General features: G+C 51.8%; 17 protein-coding genes, 2 tRNA genes and 1 other RNA gene. 5 read left to right on the forward strand and 15 right to left on the reverse strand.

Annotated features, from left to right (window positions below):
* Positions 1–55: 55 nt before the first annotated feature.
* Entirely contained in the window at positions 56–1708 is a 1653-nt protein-coding gene (locus QZN53_RS07960; protein WP_163438493.1) for a sodium:calcium symporter, read from the reverse strand.
* A gap of 207 nt (positions 1709–1915) precedes the next feature.
* Here QZN53_RS07960 and QZN53_RS07965 point away from each other — a divergent pair, with 207 nt between their 5' ends.
* Positions 1916–2650 (forward strand): SDR family oxidoreductase, encoded by a 735-nt coding sequence (locus tag QZN53_RS07965; protein WP_163438494.1) that lies wholly within the window; start codon positions 1916–1918, stop codon positions 2648–2650.
* Between the two features lie 211 nt (positions 2651–2861).
* Positions 2862–5579 carry a cellulase family glycosylhydrolase gene (locus QZN53_RS07970; protein WP_163438495.1) on the forward strand — a complete coding sequence of 906 codons (2718 nt, stop codon included), beginning with the start codon at positions 2862–2864 and terminating at the stop codon, positions 5577–5579.
* 131 nt (positions 5580–5710) lie between these two features.
* On the opposite strand, the gene tgt is transcribed toward QZN53_RS07970, so the two are convergent.
* Complete coding sequence (tgt, locus tag QZN53_RS07975; protein ID WP_163438496.1) at positions 5711–6847, reverse strand: tRNA guanosine(34) transglycosylase Tgt; 1137 nt, start codon at positions 6845–6847, stop codon at positions 5711–5713.
* Positions 6848–7006: 159 nt separating this feature from the next.
* Between tgt and QZN53_RS07980 the strand changes: the two genes are divergently transcribed.
* Complete coding sequence (locus QZN53_RS07980) at positions 7007–9223, forward strand: carbohydrate-binding protein (protein ID WP_294652384.1); 2217 nt, start codon at positions 7007–7009, stop codon at positions 9221–9223.
* A gap of 130 nt (positions 9224–9353) precedes the next feature.
* Here QZN53_RS07980 and QZN53_RS07985 read toward each other — a convergent pair.
* The 7 genes from QZN53_RS07985 to QZN53_RS08015 all read right to left on the reverse strand — a co-directional run bounded on the left by QZN53_RS07985 (position 9354) and on the right by QZN53_RS08015 (position 13091).
* Positions 9354–9437: transfer RNA gene (locus QZN53_RS07985), tRNA-Leu, on the reverse strand.
* A gap of 125 nt (positions 9438–9562) precedes the next feature.
* Positions 9563–10900 (reverse strand): UDP-N-acetylmuramoyl-L-alanine--D-glutamate ligase, encoded by a 1338-nt coding sequence (gene murD / locus QZN53_RS07990; RefSeq protein WP_163438497.1) that lies wholly within the window; start codon positions 10898–10900, stop codon positions 9563–9565.
* A complete protein-coding gene (locus QZN53_RS07995) occupies positions 10890–11255 on the reverse strand; it encodes a hypothetical protein (RefSeq protein WP_163438498.1) in 366 nt (121 codons plus the stop codon). Before QZN53_RS07995 ends, murD begins: the two co-directional genes overlap by 11 nt.
* Positions 11229–11312: transfer RNA gene (locus tag QZN53_RS08000), tRNA-Leu, on the reverse strand. The genes QZN53_RS07995 and QZN53_RS08000 overlap by 27 nt, the downstream gene beginning before the upstream one ends.
* 39 nt (positions 11313–11351) lie before the next feature.
* Positions 11352–11756 (reverse strand): preprotein translocase subunit SecG, encoded by a 405-nt coding sequence (secG, locus tag QZN53_RS08005; protein WP_163438499.1) that lies wholly within the window; start codon positions 11754–11756, stop codon positions 11352–11354.
* Between the two features lie 29 nt (positions 11757–11785).
* A complete protein-coding gene (gene tpiA / locus QZN53_RS08010) occupies positions 11786–12547 on the reverse strand; it encodes a triose-phosphate isomerase (RefSeq protein WP_163438500.1) in 762 nt (253 codons plus the stop codon).
* A 103-nt stretch (positions 12548–12650) separates the two neighbouring features.
* Positions 12651–13091, reverse strand: a complete 441-nt coding sequence (locus QZN53_RS08015; protein WP_088628739.1) for a hypothetical protein — start codon at positions 13089–13091, stop codon at positions 12651–12653.
* 79 nt (positions 13092–13170) lie between these two features.
* Between QZN53_RS08015 and QZN53_RS08020 the strand changes: the two genes are divergently transcribed.
* Positions 13171–14148: a hypothetical protein gene (locus QZN53_RS08020; protein ID WP_163438501.1), complete on the forward strand. Its 978-nt coding sequence runs from the start codon at positions 13171–13173 to the stop codon at positions 14146–14148.
* Here the strand turns inward: QZN53_RS08020 and QZN53_RS08025 are convergent.
* From QZN53_RS08025 to QZN53_RS08040, 4 genes are all read right to left on the reverse strand, one after another.
* On the reverse strand, positions 14068–14853 hold the full coding sequence (locus tag QZN53_RS08025; protein WP_163438502.1) for a hypothetical protein: 786 nt from the start codon (positions 14851–14853) through the stop codon (positions 14068–14070). The genes QZN53_RS08020 and QZN53_RS08025 overlap by 81 nt on opposite strands.
* A 110-nt stretch (positions 14854–14963) precedes the next feature.
* On the reverse strand, positions 14964–16064 hold the full coding sequence (gene recA / locus QZN53_RS08030; RefSeq protein ID WP_163438503.1) for a recombinase RecA: 1101 nt from the start codon (positions 16062–16064) through the stop codon (positions 14964–14966).
* A gap of 40 nt (positions 16065–16104) precedes the next feature.
* Positions 16105–16635 (reverse strand): CinA family protein, encoded by a 531-nt coding sequence (locus tag QZN53_RS08035; protein WP_163438504.1) that lies wholly within the window; start codon positions 16633–16635, stop codon positions 16105–16107.
* 133 nt (positions 16636–16768) lie between these two features.
* Positions 16769–17548, reverse strand: a complete 780-nt coding sequence (locus QZN53_RS08040) for a transporter (RefSeq protein WP_163438505.1) — start codon at positions 17546–17548, stop codon at positions 16769–16771.
* Positions 17549–17688: 140 nt separating this feature from the next.
* Here QZN53_RS08040 and QZN53_RS08045 point away from each other — a divergent pair, with 140 nt between their 5' ends.
* Positions 17689–18669, forward strand: a complete 981-nt coding sequence (locus tag QZN53_RS08045) for a DUF5683 domain-containing protein (protein ID WP_163438506.1) — start codon at positions 17689–17691, stop codon at positions 18667–18669.
* Here QZN53_RS08045 and QZN53_RS08050 read toward each other — a convergent pair.
* Together QZN53_RS08050 and ffs are read right to left on the reverse strand one after the other, a co-directional pair.
* Positions 18666–19283: a histidine phosphatase family protein gene (locus QZN53_RS08050; protein WP_163438507.1), complete on the reverse strand. Its 618-nt coding sequence runs from the start codon at positions 19281–19283 to the stop codon at positions 18666–18668. The two genes, QZN53_RS08045 and QZN53_RS08050, sit on opposite strands and share 4 nt — an antisense overlap.
* Positions 19284–19322: 39 nt before the next feature.
* Positions 19323–19419, reverse strand: an RNA gene (gene ffs, locus QZN53_RS08055) — signal recognition particle sRNA small type.
* Between the last annotated feature and the right edge of the window lie 135 nt (positions 19420–19554).

Below are 19554 nucleotides of genomic sequence, written 5' to 3' on the forward strand. Positions count from 1 at the left end.
AATGCCGGCCCATGAAAGGACCATAAAAATCAGGCCGCTAGTAGAAAATTCCATGTTATGCCTCCTCGTTGTCGGAATCGCCGACAGTCATGTTCTGCTTGTGGAGAACGGTTGTCTTTCTGGCCGGGCCGTTCTCCTTCCAGGCGTAGTAGATGGCAATATTCAAGAGCACCACGAGGGCGAGCAGGAATCCGCGAACGCCCCAGGTAAAGCCAATTTGCGAGAATTCGCTGCCGAGGAAAGTCACCTTGGCATCGGCGGGAACGTTGCTCAACAGGAGCACGCCCATGCCATCGTGAATAATCCAGGCGACCAGCACGACAGCCAAGTAAATCGGGCACACGTACATAATGATCGGCCTAAAGAAGCGGGGAAGTTTCAAGGCGGCGCCGTCGTTCATCAAGGCGAAAGCTTCGCATTCCGGCTTGCCGTCTTCGCCAATCACGTCGGACTTGCGGCGACCGAGCACAAACGAGAAGATGAATGCCTGAATCGTGCCGAGAACCACCAGCAAGAAGCTTCCGCCCCAGAAGTCGAGCTCGTCGACCGCGCCTGCGGCAAGGCCGAAAATACCCACAAGGCCTCCCAAGAAGGTCACTGTACCGGTGGCGGTAATGGAGCCCTTGCGGCTGAACTTCAAGTCGTCTTCGCAGAAGCTAATCAGCGGCTGGATAATCGAAATAGCGCTGGTGACGCCCGCGATAAAGAGCATCGCAAACCACAACGTCTGGAAGAATCCGCCAAAGGGCAGCTGACCGAACACGAACGGCATGGTCTGGAAGCCGAGGCCGAAGGTACCGAGCTTCGCGCATTCTTCAATATTGTTGCCGGCAATGAGCACGGCCATCGGAATCACGATGGTACCGCCGAGGATAATTTCGGCAAAGCCGTTGGTGGCGCCTGCAGTCAAAGACGAAAGCACCAGGTCTTCCTTGGGCTTCAGGTAGCTTGCGTAGCAGAAGACGATGCCCATACCGAGGCTCATGGTAAAGAATACCTGGCCGGAGGCGGCAAGCCAAACGGCGGGGTTAAGGATTTCAGAAAGGTTCGGGTTCCACACGAAAGCGAGTCCCTTACCGATATCGCTAATGGTAAGCACGCGCACCACAAGGATAATGCCCATGATCAAAAGAATCGGCATGGTAATCTTGTTCACGCGTTCAATGCCCTTGCGCACGCCGAACGACAGGAGCCCCATGTTGCAGGCGAACGTGATCAAGAAGAAGAGGATGGCGGCAGGAACCGGGCCAATCTTGGTATTCAGCATGATGTAGTTGCCGAAGAATTCCTTCATCGGTTCGTAACCGCCGGCGACCACTTCCATCAGTTTGCCTGTGGCAGAATAGTAGGTGAACGCCAGAATCCAGGACTGGATAAAGATATAGTAGAAGCTGATGAACAGCGGGGGCAAGAGCCCGAGCGAACCCAGGTGCTTGGCCCAGGGCTTCTTGTTCAGAATGTAGTGGAATCCGCCCGGGGCGGTACCGTGGTGCTTGTTACCGGCTGCGCGGCCAAGCGTCCATTCCATCCAAGAAAGGGGAATGCCCAAAAGTAAGAAGGCAATGAGGTACGGAATAATGAATGCGCCACCACCATTTGTAGCGGCCTGTACCGGAAAACGCAAGAAGTTGCCAAGTCCGACGGCGGAACCCGCGACCGCGAGAATCACACCCAGCTTCGAACCCCAGTTGTCTCTAGAGCTTTTCATTTTTCACATCCTTTCAAATTTTGGAACAAATTTAGCTTTTTCGCTCTTTGTCATGCCCGGCTTGGCCGGGCATGTCCTCTTGTTTTTTACTTCTGTATACAGATTTCTTGAAAAAAATGGTGCTTTTTGTACCGTTGAAGTCTATCTTTATATCCATAAACCGAGAGGGTGGGGTAACCCCTCGTTAAACACTAAAAAGGATGACTTATGATCGACGTTAAGGGCAAATGGGCCTTGATTACGGGTGGCTGCCGTGGGGTAGGCCGCCTTACTGCTATCGAAATGGCAAAACTTGGCGCCAACATTATTCTGCAGGGCCGCGACAAAACTCACGCCGAACCGGTGATGGCCGAAATCAAGAAGTACGGTGTTGAATGCCGTGCTGTGGGTTGCAACCTCGAAGTCGCTTGCGAAATCGACGCTGCTCTCGCCGAAATCGATTCCTGGGGCGTGCAGGTCGATATCGTGTTCAACAACGCGGGCCTCATGAGCCATTACTTTACCGATTATCTGACCAACACCATGGAAGACTTCCACCAGGCTCTCGCCGTGAACTTCCTTGCTCCGATCAAAATTGCCTATCACTTCTTGCCGGGCATGATCAAGCGTGGCTTTGGCCGTATGCAGCTTACCACTAGTGGCATCGCCAACGAACCCGAACTCATGGGTTACGCCTGCGCCAAGGCTGCTCTGACAAAATTTGTCAAGGACTTTGCCTGCAAGCTGAATGGTACCGATGTCATGATGAACGTCATGGATCCGGGTTGGTTGCGCACCGATCTCGGTGGCCCCAACGCTCCTAACGCCCCCGAAAGCGTGATTCCGGGTTCCATGGTGTCTGTCATGCTCGACGACAAGAAGAGTGGCCGTTGGTTCAGCGCTCAGGAATTTACTGGCATGTCCCTTGCCGACGCTGTTGAAAAGGGCAAGTCTGTGGAGTAATTGTAAAATCGAGGTGTTTGAAATTTTACAATGGAGAAAGTCCGGCCTTCGGGTTGGGCTTTCTTTTTGTAAAAAGATGTTTAAAAACGCGATGGCTATTGGGCTCAAAAAAACTATAAAAAAATATTACAAGGAAATTGTTCTTCTCATTACTATTTTTTATGTGGGATTAATAAGGGATTGGTTTTTAACATAAACCAAAAGGTCTAGAATGAAAAAGATTCTTGCGATTATGTCTATGGCTGCGGTGTCCGCCATGGCAATCACGGCAAGCAGGGTCGGCCCTGTTAGCACATACGGCGAACTTAAGGCCAATGGTGGCAAACTTTCCGGTTCTTGCCCGGAATATGCCAACAAGGCTGTCCAGGTGAAGGGCATGAGCCTTTTCTGGAGTTCGGGCAATACCTATTCTACCGACTTTTACTCTGAAAAGGGCATTAACCGCCTGGTCGACGACATGGGCGTCGAAGTGGTTCGTTTTGCTCTCGGTGCAGCAGACGAAAAGTTCAACAGCTCGGGCCGTTCTTACACGACGGGTGGCGAAGGCTTCCAGAAGGCTTTGCTCAAGTCCGTGGTGAACGCTGCTGTCGATAAGGACATTTACGTCATCATTGACTGGCACATCGAATCTTCTGATGGCTTTACTAACGATGCTGTCAAGTTCTTCGAATATGCAGCCCAGGAATACGGCAAGTACAACAACGTGATTTTCGAAATTTGGAACGAACCGACCGGTAGCATGGATGCCGTGAAGCAGCATGCCGATCAGGTGATTCCGGTTATCCGTAAGTATTCTGATAACCTCATCCTCGTGGGTAGCCCGGGATGGTCCAGCCAGCCGAATGCTTGCGCTTCCGCAGGCATCAACGACAAGAACTACGGTTGTACGCTCCATTTCTATGCTGCAACTCACTATATGGGCGATGGCGGTTACAACAAGGCTGCAGAAACGGCTATGGCTGCAGGCGTGCCTGTGTTTGCTACCGAATGGGGTACCGTCAATGCTAACGGTGATGGCCAGCCGGATGAAGGCTCCAGCAATAAGTGGGTAGAATGGATGGCTCAGAAGGGCGTGTCTTGGACGAACTGGAACGCTTCTGCTATGAACGAAACTTCTGCCGCATTCTCTACCGCAGTGTTTGAAAACGGCTTCTCCTACACCAATTCCGGTAAGTACGTGAAGAGCAAGCTCGGTGGCGCTTCCTATAAGGATTGCGGCCTCAAGAATGGTGATGCCGAAGAACAGTCTGGCTTCTCTACGGGCGTTGCCAATGGTGCTACCACTTCCATTCTCGATGACATGGAAGATGGCGACCGTTACGGCTACCTCGGTGGTGCTTGGGCTGCTGTCGAAGACCAGGAAAACGGCGGTAAGAGCTCCATTTCTAACGACAAGATTGAAGATGACTTTGGCAATACGACCTACCAGGTTGTGTACCCGGTCAGTGGCGACAGCAAGAACACCTCTAAGTATGTCGCGGCCCTTAAGGACGTGAAGATTGGTAAGGGTACTCTTGATTACGGTCCGTACATCAAGATGTTCCTCACTCTCCTGAAGGAAGAAAAGAAGGATTCTCCGAAGGCTTATGCAGATTTCTCCAAGTGCTCTACCATTAAGTACAAGTACAAGGGGGCCAGCCATAACTTCGCAATCGAAACGACTGACGTTACTGACTATAACTATCACCGCGTGAACAAGGACGCCTCTGAAGGCTGGAAGGAAGTCGAAATCACGACCGATATGCTGAAACAGGAAACTTGGGGTGACGATTCTCGCTCCACTCCGATCAACATGGCTCATGCAACTCGTCTTTCTTGGGAAATCAAGGGCCTTGAAAAGGTTCCGGACGATATCAACCAGCCCAAGTATCCGTACCTCTACATTGACGACGTGAAGTGCGATGGCCTTTCCTTCACTGCTACTAGCGGTGGCAGCGGCGACTCTCCGAAGTCTTCTTCTTCTGTGGGTGGCAAGTCTAGCTCCAGCAATGGTCAGGGCAAGTCTAGCTCTAGCAATGGCCAGGGTAAGTCCAGCTCCAGTACGACTCCGACTCTCTCTTCTTCTTCTGTCGCTCCGGTGATTACCGACATCAAGATTATTGATGACTTCGAAGACGGTGATGAAGTTGCCAAGACCACGGGTACTTGGTATGCCTATACCGACAAGGAACCGGGTGGACTTTCCTCTATCTCTAACATCTATGACAACACCCTCGGTGGCTATGTCGTGGTGTTCCCGGGCTCTGCCGATGCCGCTAACGGTACTCAGGGCTTTGCCGCTTTGACTGAAATCGTTTGGAACCAGGGCGCTTATAAGGAAGCTCCGTTCGTCGCTCTCGGTCTCAATACGAATGCCGATACCTCTAAGGGTATTGACCTGAGCGCTTGCTCGGCTTTGAGCTACCGCTATAGAGGTAGTGCTCATACCTTGAAGGTCCAGGATGGTCAGGTGACTGACTACGCCTATCACCAGATCAATTTCGAAGATGCTCTCGAATGGACGACCGTTGTGGCCAGCTGGGAAGATATCGAACAGCCGAGCTGGGGCGAACCGGTTGATCTGAACAAGAAGAACATCAAGAAGTTCGCTTGGGAAGTCGTTGGTTACAAGAACATTGAATACCAGCCGACAATCAACTTCCTCTTTGTGGATGACTTCAAGTGCGTTGATGCAAGCGTCGGAGTCCGCATGGCTCGCAAGCCTGCTGGCCAGCTCAAGCTCAGCGTGAACGGCTCTACGCTCAACGTGACGACCGCCGCTGCAGCCCGCATCCAGGTGTTCGACATGCAGGGTAACATGGTCATGAACCGCCTCGAAAGTGCCGCCGGCAACCATCAGGTTTCTCTCGAAAGCCTGAACCGCGGTAACTACGTGGTCCGCGTCAAGACCGTGAAGGCCGCCCAGACCGCCCGCATTACTCTCAAGTAATCAGGAAATAGTTTAAGTGAAAATGCCCCGGACAATCGTCCGGGGTATTTCTTTAATGTGATAAAAAAGAATGCGACAAATTGATAAGGGAGGGCAATGCCCTCCCTAACATTTATGCTACATGCTAAAATCTACTGCAAATCGCGCTGCAGAATTTCGCACTTTTCCTTCTTCCATTCCTCGAAGGTGTCGTCGGCGATGTGCTGCTTGGCTTCGCGCATCAGGTGCAGGTAAAAGTGCAGGTTGTGGATGCTCGCAAGTGTAAACCCGAGCGATTCTCCGGCATGGTGCAGGTGACGCAGGTACGCGCGGCTAAAGTTACGGCAGCAGTAGCAGTCGCAATTCGGGTCAACCGGCTTGTCGAATTCTTCGGCATGGCGGGCCGCCTTGTAGCGCAAAACGCCTTCGCTGGTGAACAGCATGCCGTTGCGGGCGTTGCGGGTCGGCATCACGCAGTCGCACATGTCCACGCCGCGTTCGATGAGTTCAAGCAAGTTCCACGGGGTTCCCACGCCCATCACGTAGCGGGCGTGGTCCTGCGGCAAAATGTCGGTACAGAAGTCGGCGATTTCGTACATGGTTTCGGTCGGTTCACCCACCGAAAGGCCTCCCATGGCAAAGCCGTCGGGGCCGAGCTCGGCGATGCGCTCGATAGCCTGCTTGCGCAGGTTCTTGTGCATGCCGCCCTGAATAATTCCGAAGAATTGCTGGTCGTAACCGTGAATGGGCGGGTGTTCCTTGAGCCATTGCATGGCCTCGGCGGTCCATTTCAGGGTGTAATTCAGGCTATGTTCGGCCTCTTTGGCGGTACTCGGGTACGGAGTGCATTCGTCGAGGGCCATAATGATGTCCGCGCCGATTTCGCGCTGGGCGTTCATGACGCTTGCCGGGCTGAAAAAGTGCTTCGAACCGTCTAAAATGCTCCTGAATTCCACGCCTTCAGGGGTAATTTTGCGTAAATCCTTCAGGCTCCACACCTGAAATCCGCCGCTATCCGTTAAAACCGGACCGTCCCAGGCCATAAATTTATGGATTCCGCCCGCTTTTGCGATTCGCGGGGTGGTGGGACGCAGGTACAGGTGGTAGGTGTTTGCAAGGATAATTTCGGCCTTGATGTCCTTAAGCTGCGCAGGAGTGACCGCTTTTACGGTTGCTTCGGTGCCCACGGGCATAAAAATGGGGGTTGTCACGTCGCCGTGATCGGTGTGGACAACGCCCAGGCGGGCTTTCGATTTTTTTGATGTCTTTAAAAGTTCAAAGCGGTTCATTGGTTCGCTAATATAGAAAAATCAGGCGTTTTTTCCTATAGAGGGCTATTGTCAATTTATCCATAGCAATATTGATAATAAACGGATTTTTACGCAAAAAAGGGGTAATTTTACCTTTGGATGGGTCCGCGTGTGTGGACTCCCGCATGGAGTGATTATATGTTAAGGACTAATAAGGCCCGTTTTGTGGGGTTAGCCGCTTTTGGGCTCGCGGCGACTACGGCTTTGGCCGACAACCCCATTTCATCTTACCACTATCTGGCGGACCCCTCTTGCGCCTCCGATGGTGATACCTTCTACATTTTGACCGACGTCGATGACTACAACAACCAGACAAACTGGAACTACGACATTGTCGGCCTTTACGCCTTCACGTCTGAAGACATGAAGAACTGGACTGATCACGGCATGATTTTCCGCTCCAGGCGTGAATTCGGGAACTATCCGAACAACACCTGGGCTTCGGGCATTGCCGTCAAGAACGGCAAGGTCTATATCGTTTACCCCGATGGTGCAAGCGGCGTGGGCATGATTACCGCCCCCGCAATTGACGGCCCCTATACCGACCCCGTTAAGGAAACCCATGGTGTCAACAGAATTGCTGGTGGCGGAAGTCTTATCGGAGGTTGCGATGGCATTGCGCATTGCTTTGACCCGGGCATCTTGATCGATGACGACGGTAAGGGTTACGTGATTTTCGGTGGTGGTGAAAGCGGCCAGCGCCCCTACGGCAACAACTTTGACATTATCAGTTTTACCGAAAGCAATGGCAAGATTACTTTCGACAAGAACTCATTGAAGAAGGTCTCTTTGCCGAACTCTTTTGAAGCTCCTTACCTGCACAAGAAGGGTAGCACTTATTACTTGAGCTTCAACAACCGTAGCCAGGTGATTGACTATGGTATGTCCAACAATATTTGGGGCCCGTATACCTTTGTGGGTACGGTTATTCCGGGCATCGGCTCTGTGCCCGACGCTCACGGCGAAGGCGGCAACAACCACCAGGGCTTTGCTCCGTTCAAGGACAAGTGGTACGCCGTTTACCACGATCGCCGCCTGGTGACGTCGGATAACCATCCGGCTGCAACGACGCAGCAGGGCGTACGTTCCGAAAATCCGAACTACGAAAACCACAGAAGTGTGTCTATCGATGAACTCACGTGGAATGGCGACAAGATGAACAAGCTCACCTTCACCCGTGAAGGACCAAAGCAGATTAAGAACTTCGACCCGTACAAGACCTATAAGGCAACGACGAGTTCCAAGCAGATGAATATCCGTAGCCGTACGGACTGGACTCAGGGCAAGCCCGTTGTGCATGTGCTCTTGCCGCTTACGAGCCGTAGCGAATCTTGGATTCGTGTTTCTGGCGTGGACTTCGGTAAGGGTGCTGAAAACCTCCGCATCAAGGCCGCTAACGTGGGCGAAGGCAACAAGATTGAAATCCATACGGGTAGCGCGAGCGGCACGTTGGCTGGTACTTGCGAACTTGCTAAGACCGCTAATAACAAGACCTTCGTGGATAACGATTGCGCAATGAAGGGCCTTACTGGTGTTATCGACCAGGTGTTCTTCGTGTTCAAGAATAACGGCAAGGATTCGACCATGGGCGTTTTGGAATGGGAATTCCAGGGCACGAAGCGCGAACCGGAGCCGCAGCAGCCGTTTGGCGGCAAGGCTTGGGCAATCCCGGGCAAGATCGAAATGGAAAACTTCGATGAACCGGGTTATGGCGCAGGTAACGATTCTTACGCTGATAACGATTCTGATGACCACGGTGCCGAAAGCAATGGTGGCAAGAGCTACCGCGAAGGCACTGGCGTTGACATCTACAAGAAGAACAATGGCTATGTCGTGGGTTACAACCAGAGCGGCGAATGGCTTGAATACACTGTAGAAGTGGCCGAAGACGGTGATTACACCATGTTCGCTTCTGTGGCTTCTGCAAACGCAACTTCTAGCTTCCAGCTCGCTATCGATGGCGAAAACATCACCGAAGAAGTCGCTGTTCCCAAGAACGATGGCGAAGAAAACTACGATGACTACAGCCTCGTTCAGGCAAACGTCAAGCTCACCGCTGGCAAGCACATCCTCCGCTTCACCGTGACTGGTGACTGGATGGACATTGACTACATCGAATTTGCTGCAGGCAAGGATGCCGATCCGGGCAAGACCTCTATTGCTCAGGTCAAGTTCCAGAACAAGGTCGAAAAGTCCTACAACGTGTTCAGCCTCACCGGTGTGAAGCTCGGCACTGTTGACCTGTCTGGCATGGCCGCCTCCAAGGCTCTCAATGCCGCTGGCTATGCCAAGGGCGTGTACATGCTCAAGCAGGTAAATGGCAGCAAGAAGTTCATGGTGAATACCTCCAAGTAATTCTTACATACACCTCCAACGGAGTCTCCTCGGTACTTTGTACCGGGGAGACTTTTTATGACCGTTCGGCTCAACATTTTGGCTGCATTATAAAACGAAAAAAGACTCAGTTTTCACTGAGTCTTTCTTCTGCGGTCGGACAGACTTGAACTGTCATGGGATCGCTCCCACTAGCACCTCAAGCTAGCGTGTCTACCAATTCCACCACGACCGCGTGGTCCTTAGCGGAACGACCCAAATTTAGATTAAATCGCTCCGCTTGTAAAGGGGTAAGGGCGAATTTTTTCAAAAAAATTGAATTTTTTTTTGATACTCTCATCTCACACCACACATCTCACATTACACATTCTCCACCAGCTTGTCGAAGACTTGTCCGCGGACTTTGTAGTTCTTGAACAGCCCGAAGCTTGCGCAGGCGGGGCTCATGATAACGGTGCCGCCTTCGCCAATGTTCAAACTGTCTGCAAATGCTTCTTCCAAAGTGGGGAAGATGTTTGCGGTGACTTTCAGCCCGGCCTGCAGCAAGGATTCGAGCATGCGCTGCGCAGTAGCGCCGATGAGCGCGATGCGCTTGAGGTTCGGGCGTTCGTTCACCAGAATCTGCGAGAGCTCGGTAAAGTCTGCGTTCTTTTCAGAGCCGCCGAGAATCAGCGCGAAGGGGCGCTTCATGCTGGCTGTCGCGGCGATCGTCGCGTCGGGGCGGGTGGCGTAGCTGTCGTTAAAGAATTCGATGCCCTTCTTTTCGCCTTTGAATTCCATACGGAAGGGGAGCGTTTCGTAGCTCTTCAGGGCTTCGAACGCGTCTGCCACCTTGATTCCCAAGGCCTTGCAAGCGAGGGTCGCCGCTGCCATATTTTCAAGCTGGTAAATGCCGCGCACCTTGCAGTCTTCAAGGTAAAGCTTTGTTCCGTCAATCGTAAGCGTGGCGCCTTCAATCACGGCGTCCCCGTCATCGCTAAGGCTCACGGCGTACTTTGTCTTAGCCGGGCTTTCGCTTGCAATTTTTGCCGTCGGGGCTGCGTCCTTCAAGTACACGCATGCGCCGTCACGCTTTTGCCAGCGAACCAGGTTAGCTTTTGCATCACGGTATTCTTCGACGCTCTGGTGCCAATCCAAGTGCTCGGTCGACACGCGCAGCACCACAGCTACGTCCGGCGACAAGGACAATGTCATCAACTGAAAACTCGAAAGTTCCAGAATGCTCACTCGGTCTGCCGTTTCGTCCTTCAATAAATCAAGTGCCGGCACACCGAAGTTGCCGCCAATCTCGTTGTTCACGCCGCATTTGGTCAGAATGTGGCTAATCATGCTCACGGTAGAACCCTTGCCGAGCGTACCTGTAACGCCTACGACCTTCTTGGATTTAGTTTGTTCTAAAAACAGCTGAATCTGGCTTGTCATCAGGCCGCCGTTCATCTGGAACTTGAACAGGGCGGGGCTCATGGGGTATACTCCTGCAGAACGCACTACGGTCACGCAGTCCTTGAGGCCATCCAGGTAGCTTTCGCCACTGCAAACTTTCACGTTCACGCCGGCGGGCACTTCCGGCAGGTTCACCGGATTCTTGTCCATGACCACGATGTCCTTGACGCCATTACGTACAAGATAATCGAACGTGCTCTGGCCTTCAACGCCAAAGCCCAAAACGCCAACAGGGGCTATAAGATTAGAGTCCATATTCTTCTCGGTCTTTACATTTGATTTTCTCTGTGTTTGCGCGGCACAGGGAATCGATGTTGAGTAATTTTTCTTGTTGCTGAGTTGCAAAAATTTCTCGTTGCTCAGTCTTGCATTTTTCAACGGCATCTAGGTCTGTGCAAAGACGGCCGTCGCGCTCGCGTTCATTTTCGAAGAACTCGTTTTCTTCTCGGCAATGCTCGTCAGATAATTCCCAACAAAAGCAGGAACTCAAGATAAGGCAAAGAATCGCGAGGAAAAACTTCATACCAAGAAATCTAACTTTTTTACTTAGCGAAAAAGTCCGCCACAAGGGCGGACTTCGTAATGCGGTCGGACAGACTTGAACTGTCATGGGATCGCTCCCACTAGCACCTCAAGCTAGCGTGTCTACCAATTCCACCACGACCGCAGCGTTGCCTGCGCAGCCTAAGCCGCGCGAGACAAAACCTTACTTGGCTTCAGCAGGAGCGGCCGGAGCTTCGGTAGCCGGAGCAACATCGGCGGCCGGTGCAGCGGGTGCTGCAAAGTCAGCCGGAAGAGCCGGTGCCGGAGCTTGCTGCTGGGCAGCGTTTTCGCGGGTAGCCTTCTGCATTGAAGATTCTTCGACAGCCTGGTCCTGCTTAGCAGTAATCAGGCCGAGGGCGAACACGACGATGAAGAAGATCACGGCCACGACGCGGGTCAACTTCTGGATGAAGGTCGCGGCACCTGCGGTAGAGAAAGCAGACTGGGAAGTCATGCCACCGAGACCTGCGAGACCGCCCATCTTGTCGTTCTGAACCAGAACGAGCAACATGAGGAACAAGCACAGGAACACGTGCAGAACGATACCAATCCAAAAGAGTGTTGTCATAGTCGTTTTACCTTGGTTTTAAGTTTTAATTAGCGAGCTTCGGCAGCGTCGATGATTTCCTTGAAGGTGTTTGCCTTGAGGCCTGCACCACCGATCAAACCACCGTCAATGTCCTTCTGAGCGAGGAGGCCGGCAGCGTTGGCACCCTTCATGGAGCCACCGTACTGGATGCGCATGCCTTCAGCAACAGCATCGCCGTAAATTTCCTTCACAACGGAACGAGCGTAGGCCTGGGTGTCCTGAGCCTGTTCGTCGGTAGCGGTAACGCCGGTACCGATTGCCCAAACCGGTTCGTAAGCGAGAACGCACTTGGCGGCGTCTTCAGCAGAAACGTCCTTGAAAGCGCCCTTGATCTGGAGGCCGAGGACTTCCTTCAGGATGCCACCGTTACGCTGGTCGAGGGTTTCGCCAATGCAGATGATCGGCTTCAGACCGGCTTCGAGGGTCTTCTTGACCTTGAGGTTCACGGTTTCTTCCGTTTCGTGGAAGTACTGGCGCTGTTCGGAGTGGCCGATGATGATGTATTCGGCACCGATTTCCTTGACCATGTCCACAGAAACCTTACCAGTGTATGCGCCCTGGTCCTTCCAGTGAATGTCCTGGATGGCGAGCTTCACGTTGGAACCCTTGATGACGTCGGCGACCTTGGCGGCGGCGAGGTAAGTCGGGGCGATGACCACTTCGGTCTTCTTCACGTCCTTGACGGCTTCCACGATATCCTTAGCGAGCTGAATGGATTCGCTAACGGTCTTGTTCATCTTCCAGTTACCAGCGATGATATACTGACGCATAATTAACTCCTTGAGAGGTTTAAAATTTAACGCGCCTAAATTTAGTAAAAAAAGACCGCCCCCGGTAGTCCGAGGGCGTATCTTTTCGCATAAAAGTCGCTTATTAGTAGTTGGAGGAATGCTTGGAGGTCGGAGCCGGGGATCCACCGTAGCGGTCGCCTTCGATCTTTTCCAGGATCCATTCTTCTTCGTAGCCCTTCAAGCGAGCCTGGTCGGGGTGCTTCCAGAAGAGGCGGGTAATGAGTTCGCCTTCGCGGGTGTAGTATTCCCAAATGCTCTGCTTTTCGGTGGTCTTTTCGTGGTCAGGAGGTCCCCACAGGAGGTTCACCATGTCGTTGGTCATGCCTTCTTCGATATAGCCCTGCTTGAACACGTCTTTCAGGCGCTTGTCGATACCCATGCTTTCCTTGACGGCAAAGTATTCGCGTTCGTATTCGTTGCGACCTTCACCGCGTTCGATCAGAATGGGGGAGGAATAGCGGTTGGCACAGGCCCAGAACATCAGGGCGCTCACGCCAAGCAAGCAAATATGAGAGAGTTTCATTGTGACTCCTATAAATTAATGCCTACAAAATAAGAATTTATGGCGCAAATGGGGAAATTATTTTAAATTTTATTCCGAAATGACTTATTTTAAGAAATTATCGGCCTTTTTTATAATTTTTTTTACTTGTAACATCGCGTCTTTTGCCGATGGTTTCAACGAAAATGCGAATTTTGGATTCCGCTACGGGCCTAACCTTTCGTGGAGCATCATGGGCAATACGCCGTTTGTGTGGGGCCAGTGGCTGCCTCAGGCAACGGGCATGCTGCATTACAGCTGGCTAGAACCGCTCGACGAACTTGCCTACGGTGAACGCCTCGAAAGCCTGCCGACCTACTTGCGCATGGATGCCGCCATCGAAGTTTCGCCGTTCTATGCGGGCTACCTGGCGGGCATTGGCATTCGCCCCTTCAAGACCAATCCGCAAATCGAAGGCAATATTGTTTACGAAAGCTATCTCTACATGCGCTCGAACCTCGAAATGGTTACCGCCGAAGTCGAAGGCCAGGGCCGCATTGCCGAAACCTGGAATGCGGACTACGTGGTGGACAATATCTATGAAGATGACGCCGCATTCGATTACATGCAGCTAATAGACATGGCTGTCAGCCTCAGCTATTCCTTGCCCAAGGGCTCCATTTTGGGCCTCAAGTTCCATTACATTCTTTCGGATGTCAGTACCGATTTCGACGGCAAGAGCTATGACTACCGCCGCAACATTCCCGTGTTCAGCCGCGACTTCTTGCTGGTGCTCGACACCTACGGCCGCATTCCTCTGACAAACCATTTCGCCGCCATTTTTGAATCCAATTTCTACAAGACCGGCTTCTTGCGCGAAAAGAATACCGTGCGTAAGGAATCGCTCGGTTACGGCAAGGCCATGGTCGGCGCCCATTTCTTCTGGGACGACGGCTTGCAGAATCTTATTTTGGAAGTGGGTGGCTGGAGGCGCACCGAAAAGCGCTTCTACGACGGATCACTCGCGCAGCAGTTCCTGGTTCAGCTTGAGTATCAGGGGTATTTTTCTTTCCCCTTTCACAGGAATTTTTCTAAATAAATCCGGCAGTGGCGGTTTCTGCTTGCCTTCTACGCTGTTCTTGAGCGGGTCGGCCTGCAGTGCCTGCACGGTATAGGCGCTGCGAATCCACAGTTCGCCGTTATATCTTTCGTTTTCGACCTTCACCAAAGTTGGCAGCATTTCGCCGGAATAGTTGCGCCATTGGCGAATCGTGAACACGCGCCTTTCTTTGCGCGTGCCGTTCATGGTCACCTTTGTCGGGTGGGGGAGGCTGTCTGCAACCAGGCTCCACCAGGCCATGGAGAATGCGGTCGAAAGAATGTTCGGTTTCTGGATCGTCGAATCGCGGCAAAGGAACTGGCCGTTTGCGAGCAGTTCCATGTCGTCAAGCTTTAACGGAGTCTCGCCGATGTGTTCTTTCAAGTGGTGCGTGCCCAGCTGACGCTTCACCTTGGCATTCGGGAATTCCATGTAGCGGTATTCGCCGGCGGTAATGAAGTTGAACGGCTGGTGGTCAGGCTGGTTCACGAAGAAGGTGTCGAGCGCTTCGGGATGGTGTCTCCATTCCACGTCAAGCGAAACTCGCGACAGTTTCTCGTTAATAAAAAAGCCCTCGATGTTCACGACCATCGGGCTTTCCAGCAAAAAGTGCGGGCAAGAAGTCTGGGCAAGGGCGGCAGTGCATGCAAGGGCAAAGAATGTTGCCGCTGTACGCAATGTTGCCTTGAGTGATTCTGCCTTCATGTTCATCAATATAGAAAATTTTAAACAAAGGAAAACCCCGACCCATCCCAATGGCTAAAGGATAGGCCAGGGTTTGTTGCTCTTCAGGAAGAAAATGTTTGGGTAGGGGACTATGCGTCTTCTTCGACGCTTACGCTTTCGCTGTCGTCAGCTTCGATGGCATCGCCTTCGTTCAGCTTGAACAGTTCCACGTCCTTCATGCTTTCGCGAATCTTCTGCTCGATTTCGTTGCAGAGTTCCACGTTGTCCTTCAGGAACAGGCGGGTGTTTTCGCGACCCTGGCCGATGCGTTCGTTGTTGTAGCTGAACCAGGAACCGCTCTTCTGGATAATGTCGAGTTCGGTAGCGAGGTCGAGGATAGATGCTTCGCGCGAAATGCCGCAGCCGTAAAGGATGTCGAATTCGCACTGGGTAAACGGAGCTGCCACCTTGTTCTTCACAACCTTCACGCGGGTGCGGTTACCGATGACCTCTTCGCCGTCCTTGATGGCAGCAATGCGGCGGATATCGATACGCTGGGTGGCGTAGAACTTAAGGGCGTTACCGCCGGTGGTGGTTTCGGGGTTACCGAACATCACGCCAATCTTCATACGCAGCTGGTTGATGAACAGCATGCATGTGTTGGACTTCGAAAGAATACCGGTCAGCTTACGCAGGGCCTGGCTCATGAGGCGGGCCTGCAGGCCAACATGGTTATCGCCCATTTCGCCGTTGATTTCTGCCTGCGGCACAAGGGCTGCCACGGAGTCGATCACGATGATATCGATAGCGCCAGAACGCACGAGGGTTTCGGCGATGTCGAGGGCCTGTTCACCAGTGTCCGGCTGGGAAACCAGGAGCGATTCGATATCGACACCCAACTTGCGGGCGTAGACGGCGTCAAAAGCATGTTCAGCATCGATGAAGGCTGCAACACCGCCAAGCTTCTGGGCTTCGGCAATGGCATGCAGGGTAAGGGTTGTCTTACCGGAAGATTCAGGTCCGTAAATTTCGATAATGCGGCCGCGGGGGAAACCGCCTACGCCAAGCGCCATGTCGAGCTGAATACAACCCGTGGGAATAACGGGAATATCTTCGACGGGCTGCTGGCCGAGTGCCATAATGGAACCTTTACCATAATTCTTTTCAATTTGGGCGATGGCGGCTTCTACTGCCTTGGCCTTGTCTGCGGAAAGGTTGCTAGTCGGGGTGTTTGTTGTTTTCTTAGCCATGTTGGACTCCATTTTGTTTTTTCGTTTTTAAATATAACATTTAGTGTTCACTTGTGCAAGTGCTTTTTTGGTTATTCAGTAAAAAAAGTAGCTTGCCCAATACACTATACACGCTTTTTTCGCGCACTTCGGTGCGATTTCCTTCGAAAATTTTACAAAAGGCCTCATTTTGCAAACTATTGGCGACAGCCATCCATACGGTACCGACAGGTTTGCCGGGTTCTGCCCCGGTAGGGCCTGCGATTCCGGAAGTGGCGATTGCCCATTCGCAACCGAACTTTTTGCGGGCGCCTTCGGCCATGGCTTTTACCGTTTCGGCCGAGACTGCGCCCTGATTTTCGAGCACTTGGTGCGGGACGCCGAGCAGGGATTCCTTTACCTCGTTCTGGTAGGCCACAATGCCCCCGGCCAGAATGGCGGAACTCCCTGGAATATCTACAATGTGGCTTGCAACCAGGCCGCCCGTGAGCGATTCGGCGGTGGCCATCATTTCGCCGCGTGCCAAGAGCGCTTTCTGGATTGCTTGCGCAAGTTCCTTGATATTCATTTCGTTGTCCGTTTCGTTTGTCATGTCGTTTCCTTTACGTTATCAAATATACATAAAGTTTATGTCATATTTTGACAATGGAGTGTCTCCGCTAAAAAAAGTAAAAAATTAAACCCCAGGTGTAACCTGGGGCCTGTTAAAAAGGGTTGAATTGGAATTAGAAATTGACGTAGAGGCCGGTGCCTACAGTGATTTTTGCCTTGTCGATAAACGACGTAGTCTTTAGGTAGTCCCTGCCAGTAAGAATACTTCCATGAAGGTCAAGAGAAATAATGTCGTTGAAGGCAATGCTCAAACCGGCATAGGGCTCGTATCCCAGATCGCCCGTGTGGCTTTTTCCTTCATTTTCGCCTTCATAGGTAAACTTACCGACGAGCATGTACAGGTTAAGTCCGACGTACGGGGTTACAATCTGTGAAAATTCAAAGTCCGATTCGATTCCCACGTTCAGTTCGTTCGGGGGCGAAACCTTGTCTTCGCCACGAGTTACGATTTTGTAGCCAAGTTCAGAACCAAGATTCACGAAGCCGAACTTCTCTGAATATTGAATGCCGAAATGGAAGGCGAACGGATAATCCGGGTAGTACACTTCTGAGCTGGCAGTAGGAACGGTAACGTCCAAGAAGGCGTTCATGTTCGACAAGAACTGGTACCTAAACATTGTTTCAAGGTCCCCAGCACCATTGGCGCTGTTTTCCTTCTTGCCATCGTAAAGGTAAAAGAGTACGTAAGGGAGCTTTATGCCGAATTCAAAGTTTTGGACTGGCGAAAAACGAACTCCGGTTGTAAGGGTGAATGTTTGCCATTTGTCCTGTATGAGGTCGTCAAACTGAACGGTGGCTTGGCCCTTGTGGCTTTCTTTAACAGGGAAGTAATCCCATGTGGCAAAAGAGGCTGTGGTTGCAATAGCTGCCGCGAGAATGACTCTTTTTAACATGATGTTGTCTCCTAACTGAATTGTGCCCAAAAAATAGAAATCTTATTTACAGCAGACCACAGTTTTGTAAATATTTTTCACTATTCATTTTACTATCTTTCCTCCCGATGTTTTTGCGCTCGATAGTATTTTGTTTGTTTTTGGCGCTGTCTTTCGGGACGGTTGCATGGGCGCAGACTGATTCTGTGAAAGTCGATTCGACGGCAGCCGATTCCATTGCGGGGGCTGACCCCTTGCAAAAGGGCAAGACGGGTATTGTCGCAATCGATACACTCTCCGTTAATGAATGGGATATCCCTACCAAGCGCAATTCCTTGCCGCTTACCATGCTGTTTGCGATTTTCCCGGGCGGCGGCCAGTATTATACTGAGCATTACGTGCGTGGCGGCTTTATTACGGGTATCGAACTGTTGCTTTTGTACGAGGTGACTGCTAACAAGAGCTACCAGCACAAGCGCGTGCTCGAACAGGCGGAACCCTTCCGCGATTCTGTGGCCTTTTATACCAACAAGATGCTTCGCGAAACGAATCGCGACAGCCTTGCGGCATACCACTCCAAGCGAACCGAATTCATTGGCCGCGTCCACGAAAAGAGCGACAAGAAAATGGAACAGGAAGACTTGCGCAAGGCCGAAACCGCCTGGTTATACGGCCTTTACCTGTACAGTTTCTTTGATGCCTTTGGAATTTGGTACAACAACAATTACCGCAGCGTAGAACTCAGGAGCATGAAAAAGGCTTTGCTCTGGTCCATTATCCCCGGTTTCGGGCAAATGTACAACCGTGAGTTCGGCAAGCAGGGCCTTTTGTACATGGCCTTTATCGGTTCTGCCACCAGTATTTGGACATCGCAGAACATGGTGGAATACTACCTGGATCGCAAGCACGTTGTAGAGCGCGAAAGCACCACGTCCGAAGAATATGAACGTGTAGACGAACGCGTTACCTATTACCGAAAGAACCGCAACCAATACATTTGGGCGATTGCTTTACTTTATCTGTATTCCATTGGCGATGCCGCTGTCGATGCTTTGCTCAGCGACTTCGACAACCCCATGCACTTGGCCGTACTGCCGCAGCTGGGCGGCGGTGTCCAGGCTTTGCTGTCCTTTGATTTTTAACCAATCTTCAACGGCGCCATCTGGATGCCGTCGTGAATCTTCGTGAATGTCCCGCGGTAGTGCCCGTCGGCGTTGCGCTTGAATTCAAATCGGGTAACCATGGCGTAGCTGAATGCGCCTTCCACGAACTGTTCGTCGGGGAGTCCGCAGGCGAAATGCTGCAGGGCGGCTATCACGCCAGCGTGTGTAATCCACAGGAACTCGCCGTCGTCATCGAGCGTGTCCAGTAAAGACTGCACGCGGCGGTCGATGTCGTAAAAGCATTCCCCGCCTTCAAAACGATAACCACGCAGGTCGCGAGCCCAGGCCATCATTTCTTCGCGCGGCACTGCTGTCAGTTTCTGACCTTCCCATGTACCGAAGTTCATCTCGATGATTTCTTCGCGCTTTTCCATGGTGAGCCCGGTTGCCTTCTCGGCCTTTTCTGCAAGGCGCAGGCAGCGCTTGAGGGGGCTAGTGAACATGCGCGTGGGCTTGGCGCCAGCTCCGATCAATGCCTTCAGTGCTCCGTCGCTTTCGTCTTCAAAAGTGGGGGAAACGTCAAAATCGAGCCTACCGTAGCAGACGTCGTTCGGGTTGTAGGGCTTGGTGTGGCGAATGGTCCAAAGAATCATAAAATCTCAACAAAAAAAGCCCTGTTAAGGGCAAATAAAAAATCCTAGGCGACCTGAGCACATAAAAATTCACAAGTCCGTTGCTGCTTTCGCCCTGGCGAGTTGCCCGCAAATAGTCATTGCGCAGGGCCTAGGAACCCGCAATTTAGCAATATATCGTGATATTTGTCAAGAGAAAGCGACAAAATCCTTTTTTTGGACGAATTTGGACAATCTGTCCATGAAAATGACTAGTTTTGTGAAGAAAAAGTAACCTATGTAAAGTTTTTTT

Origin of the sequence: uncultured Fibrobacter sp., assembly GCF_900316465.1 — a bacterium.
Lineage (GTDB): Bacteria > Fibrobacterota > Fibrobacteria > Fibrobacterales > Fibrobacteraceae > Fibrobacter.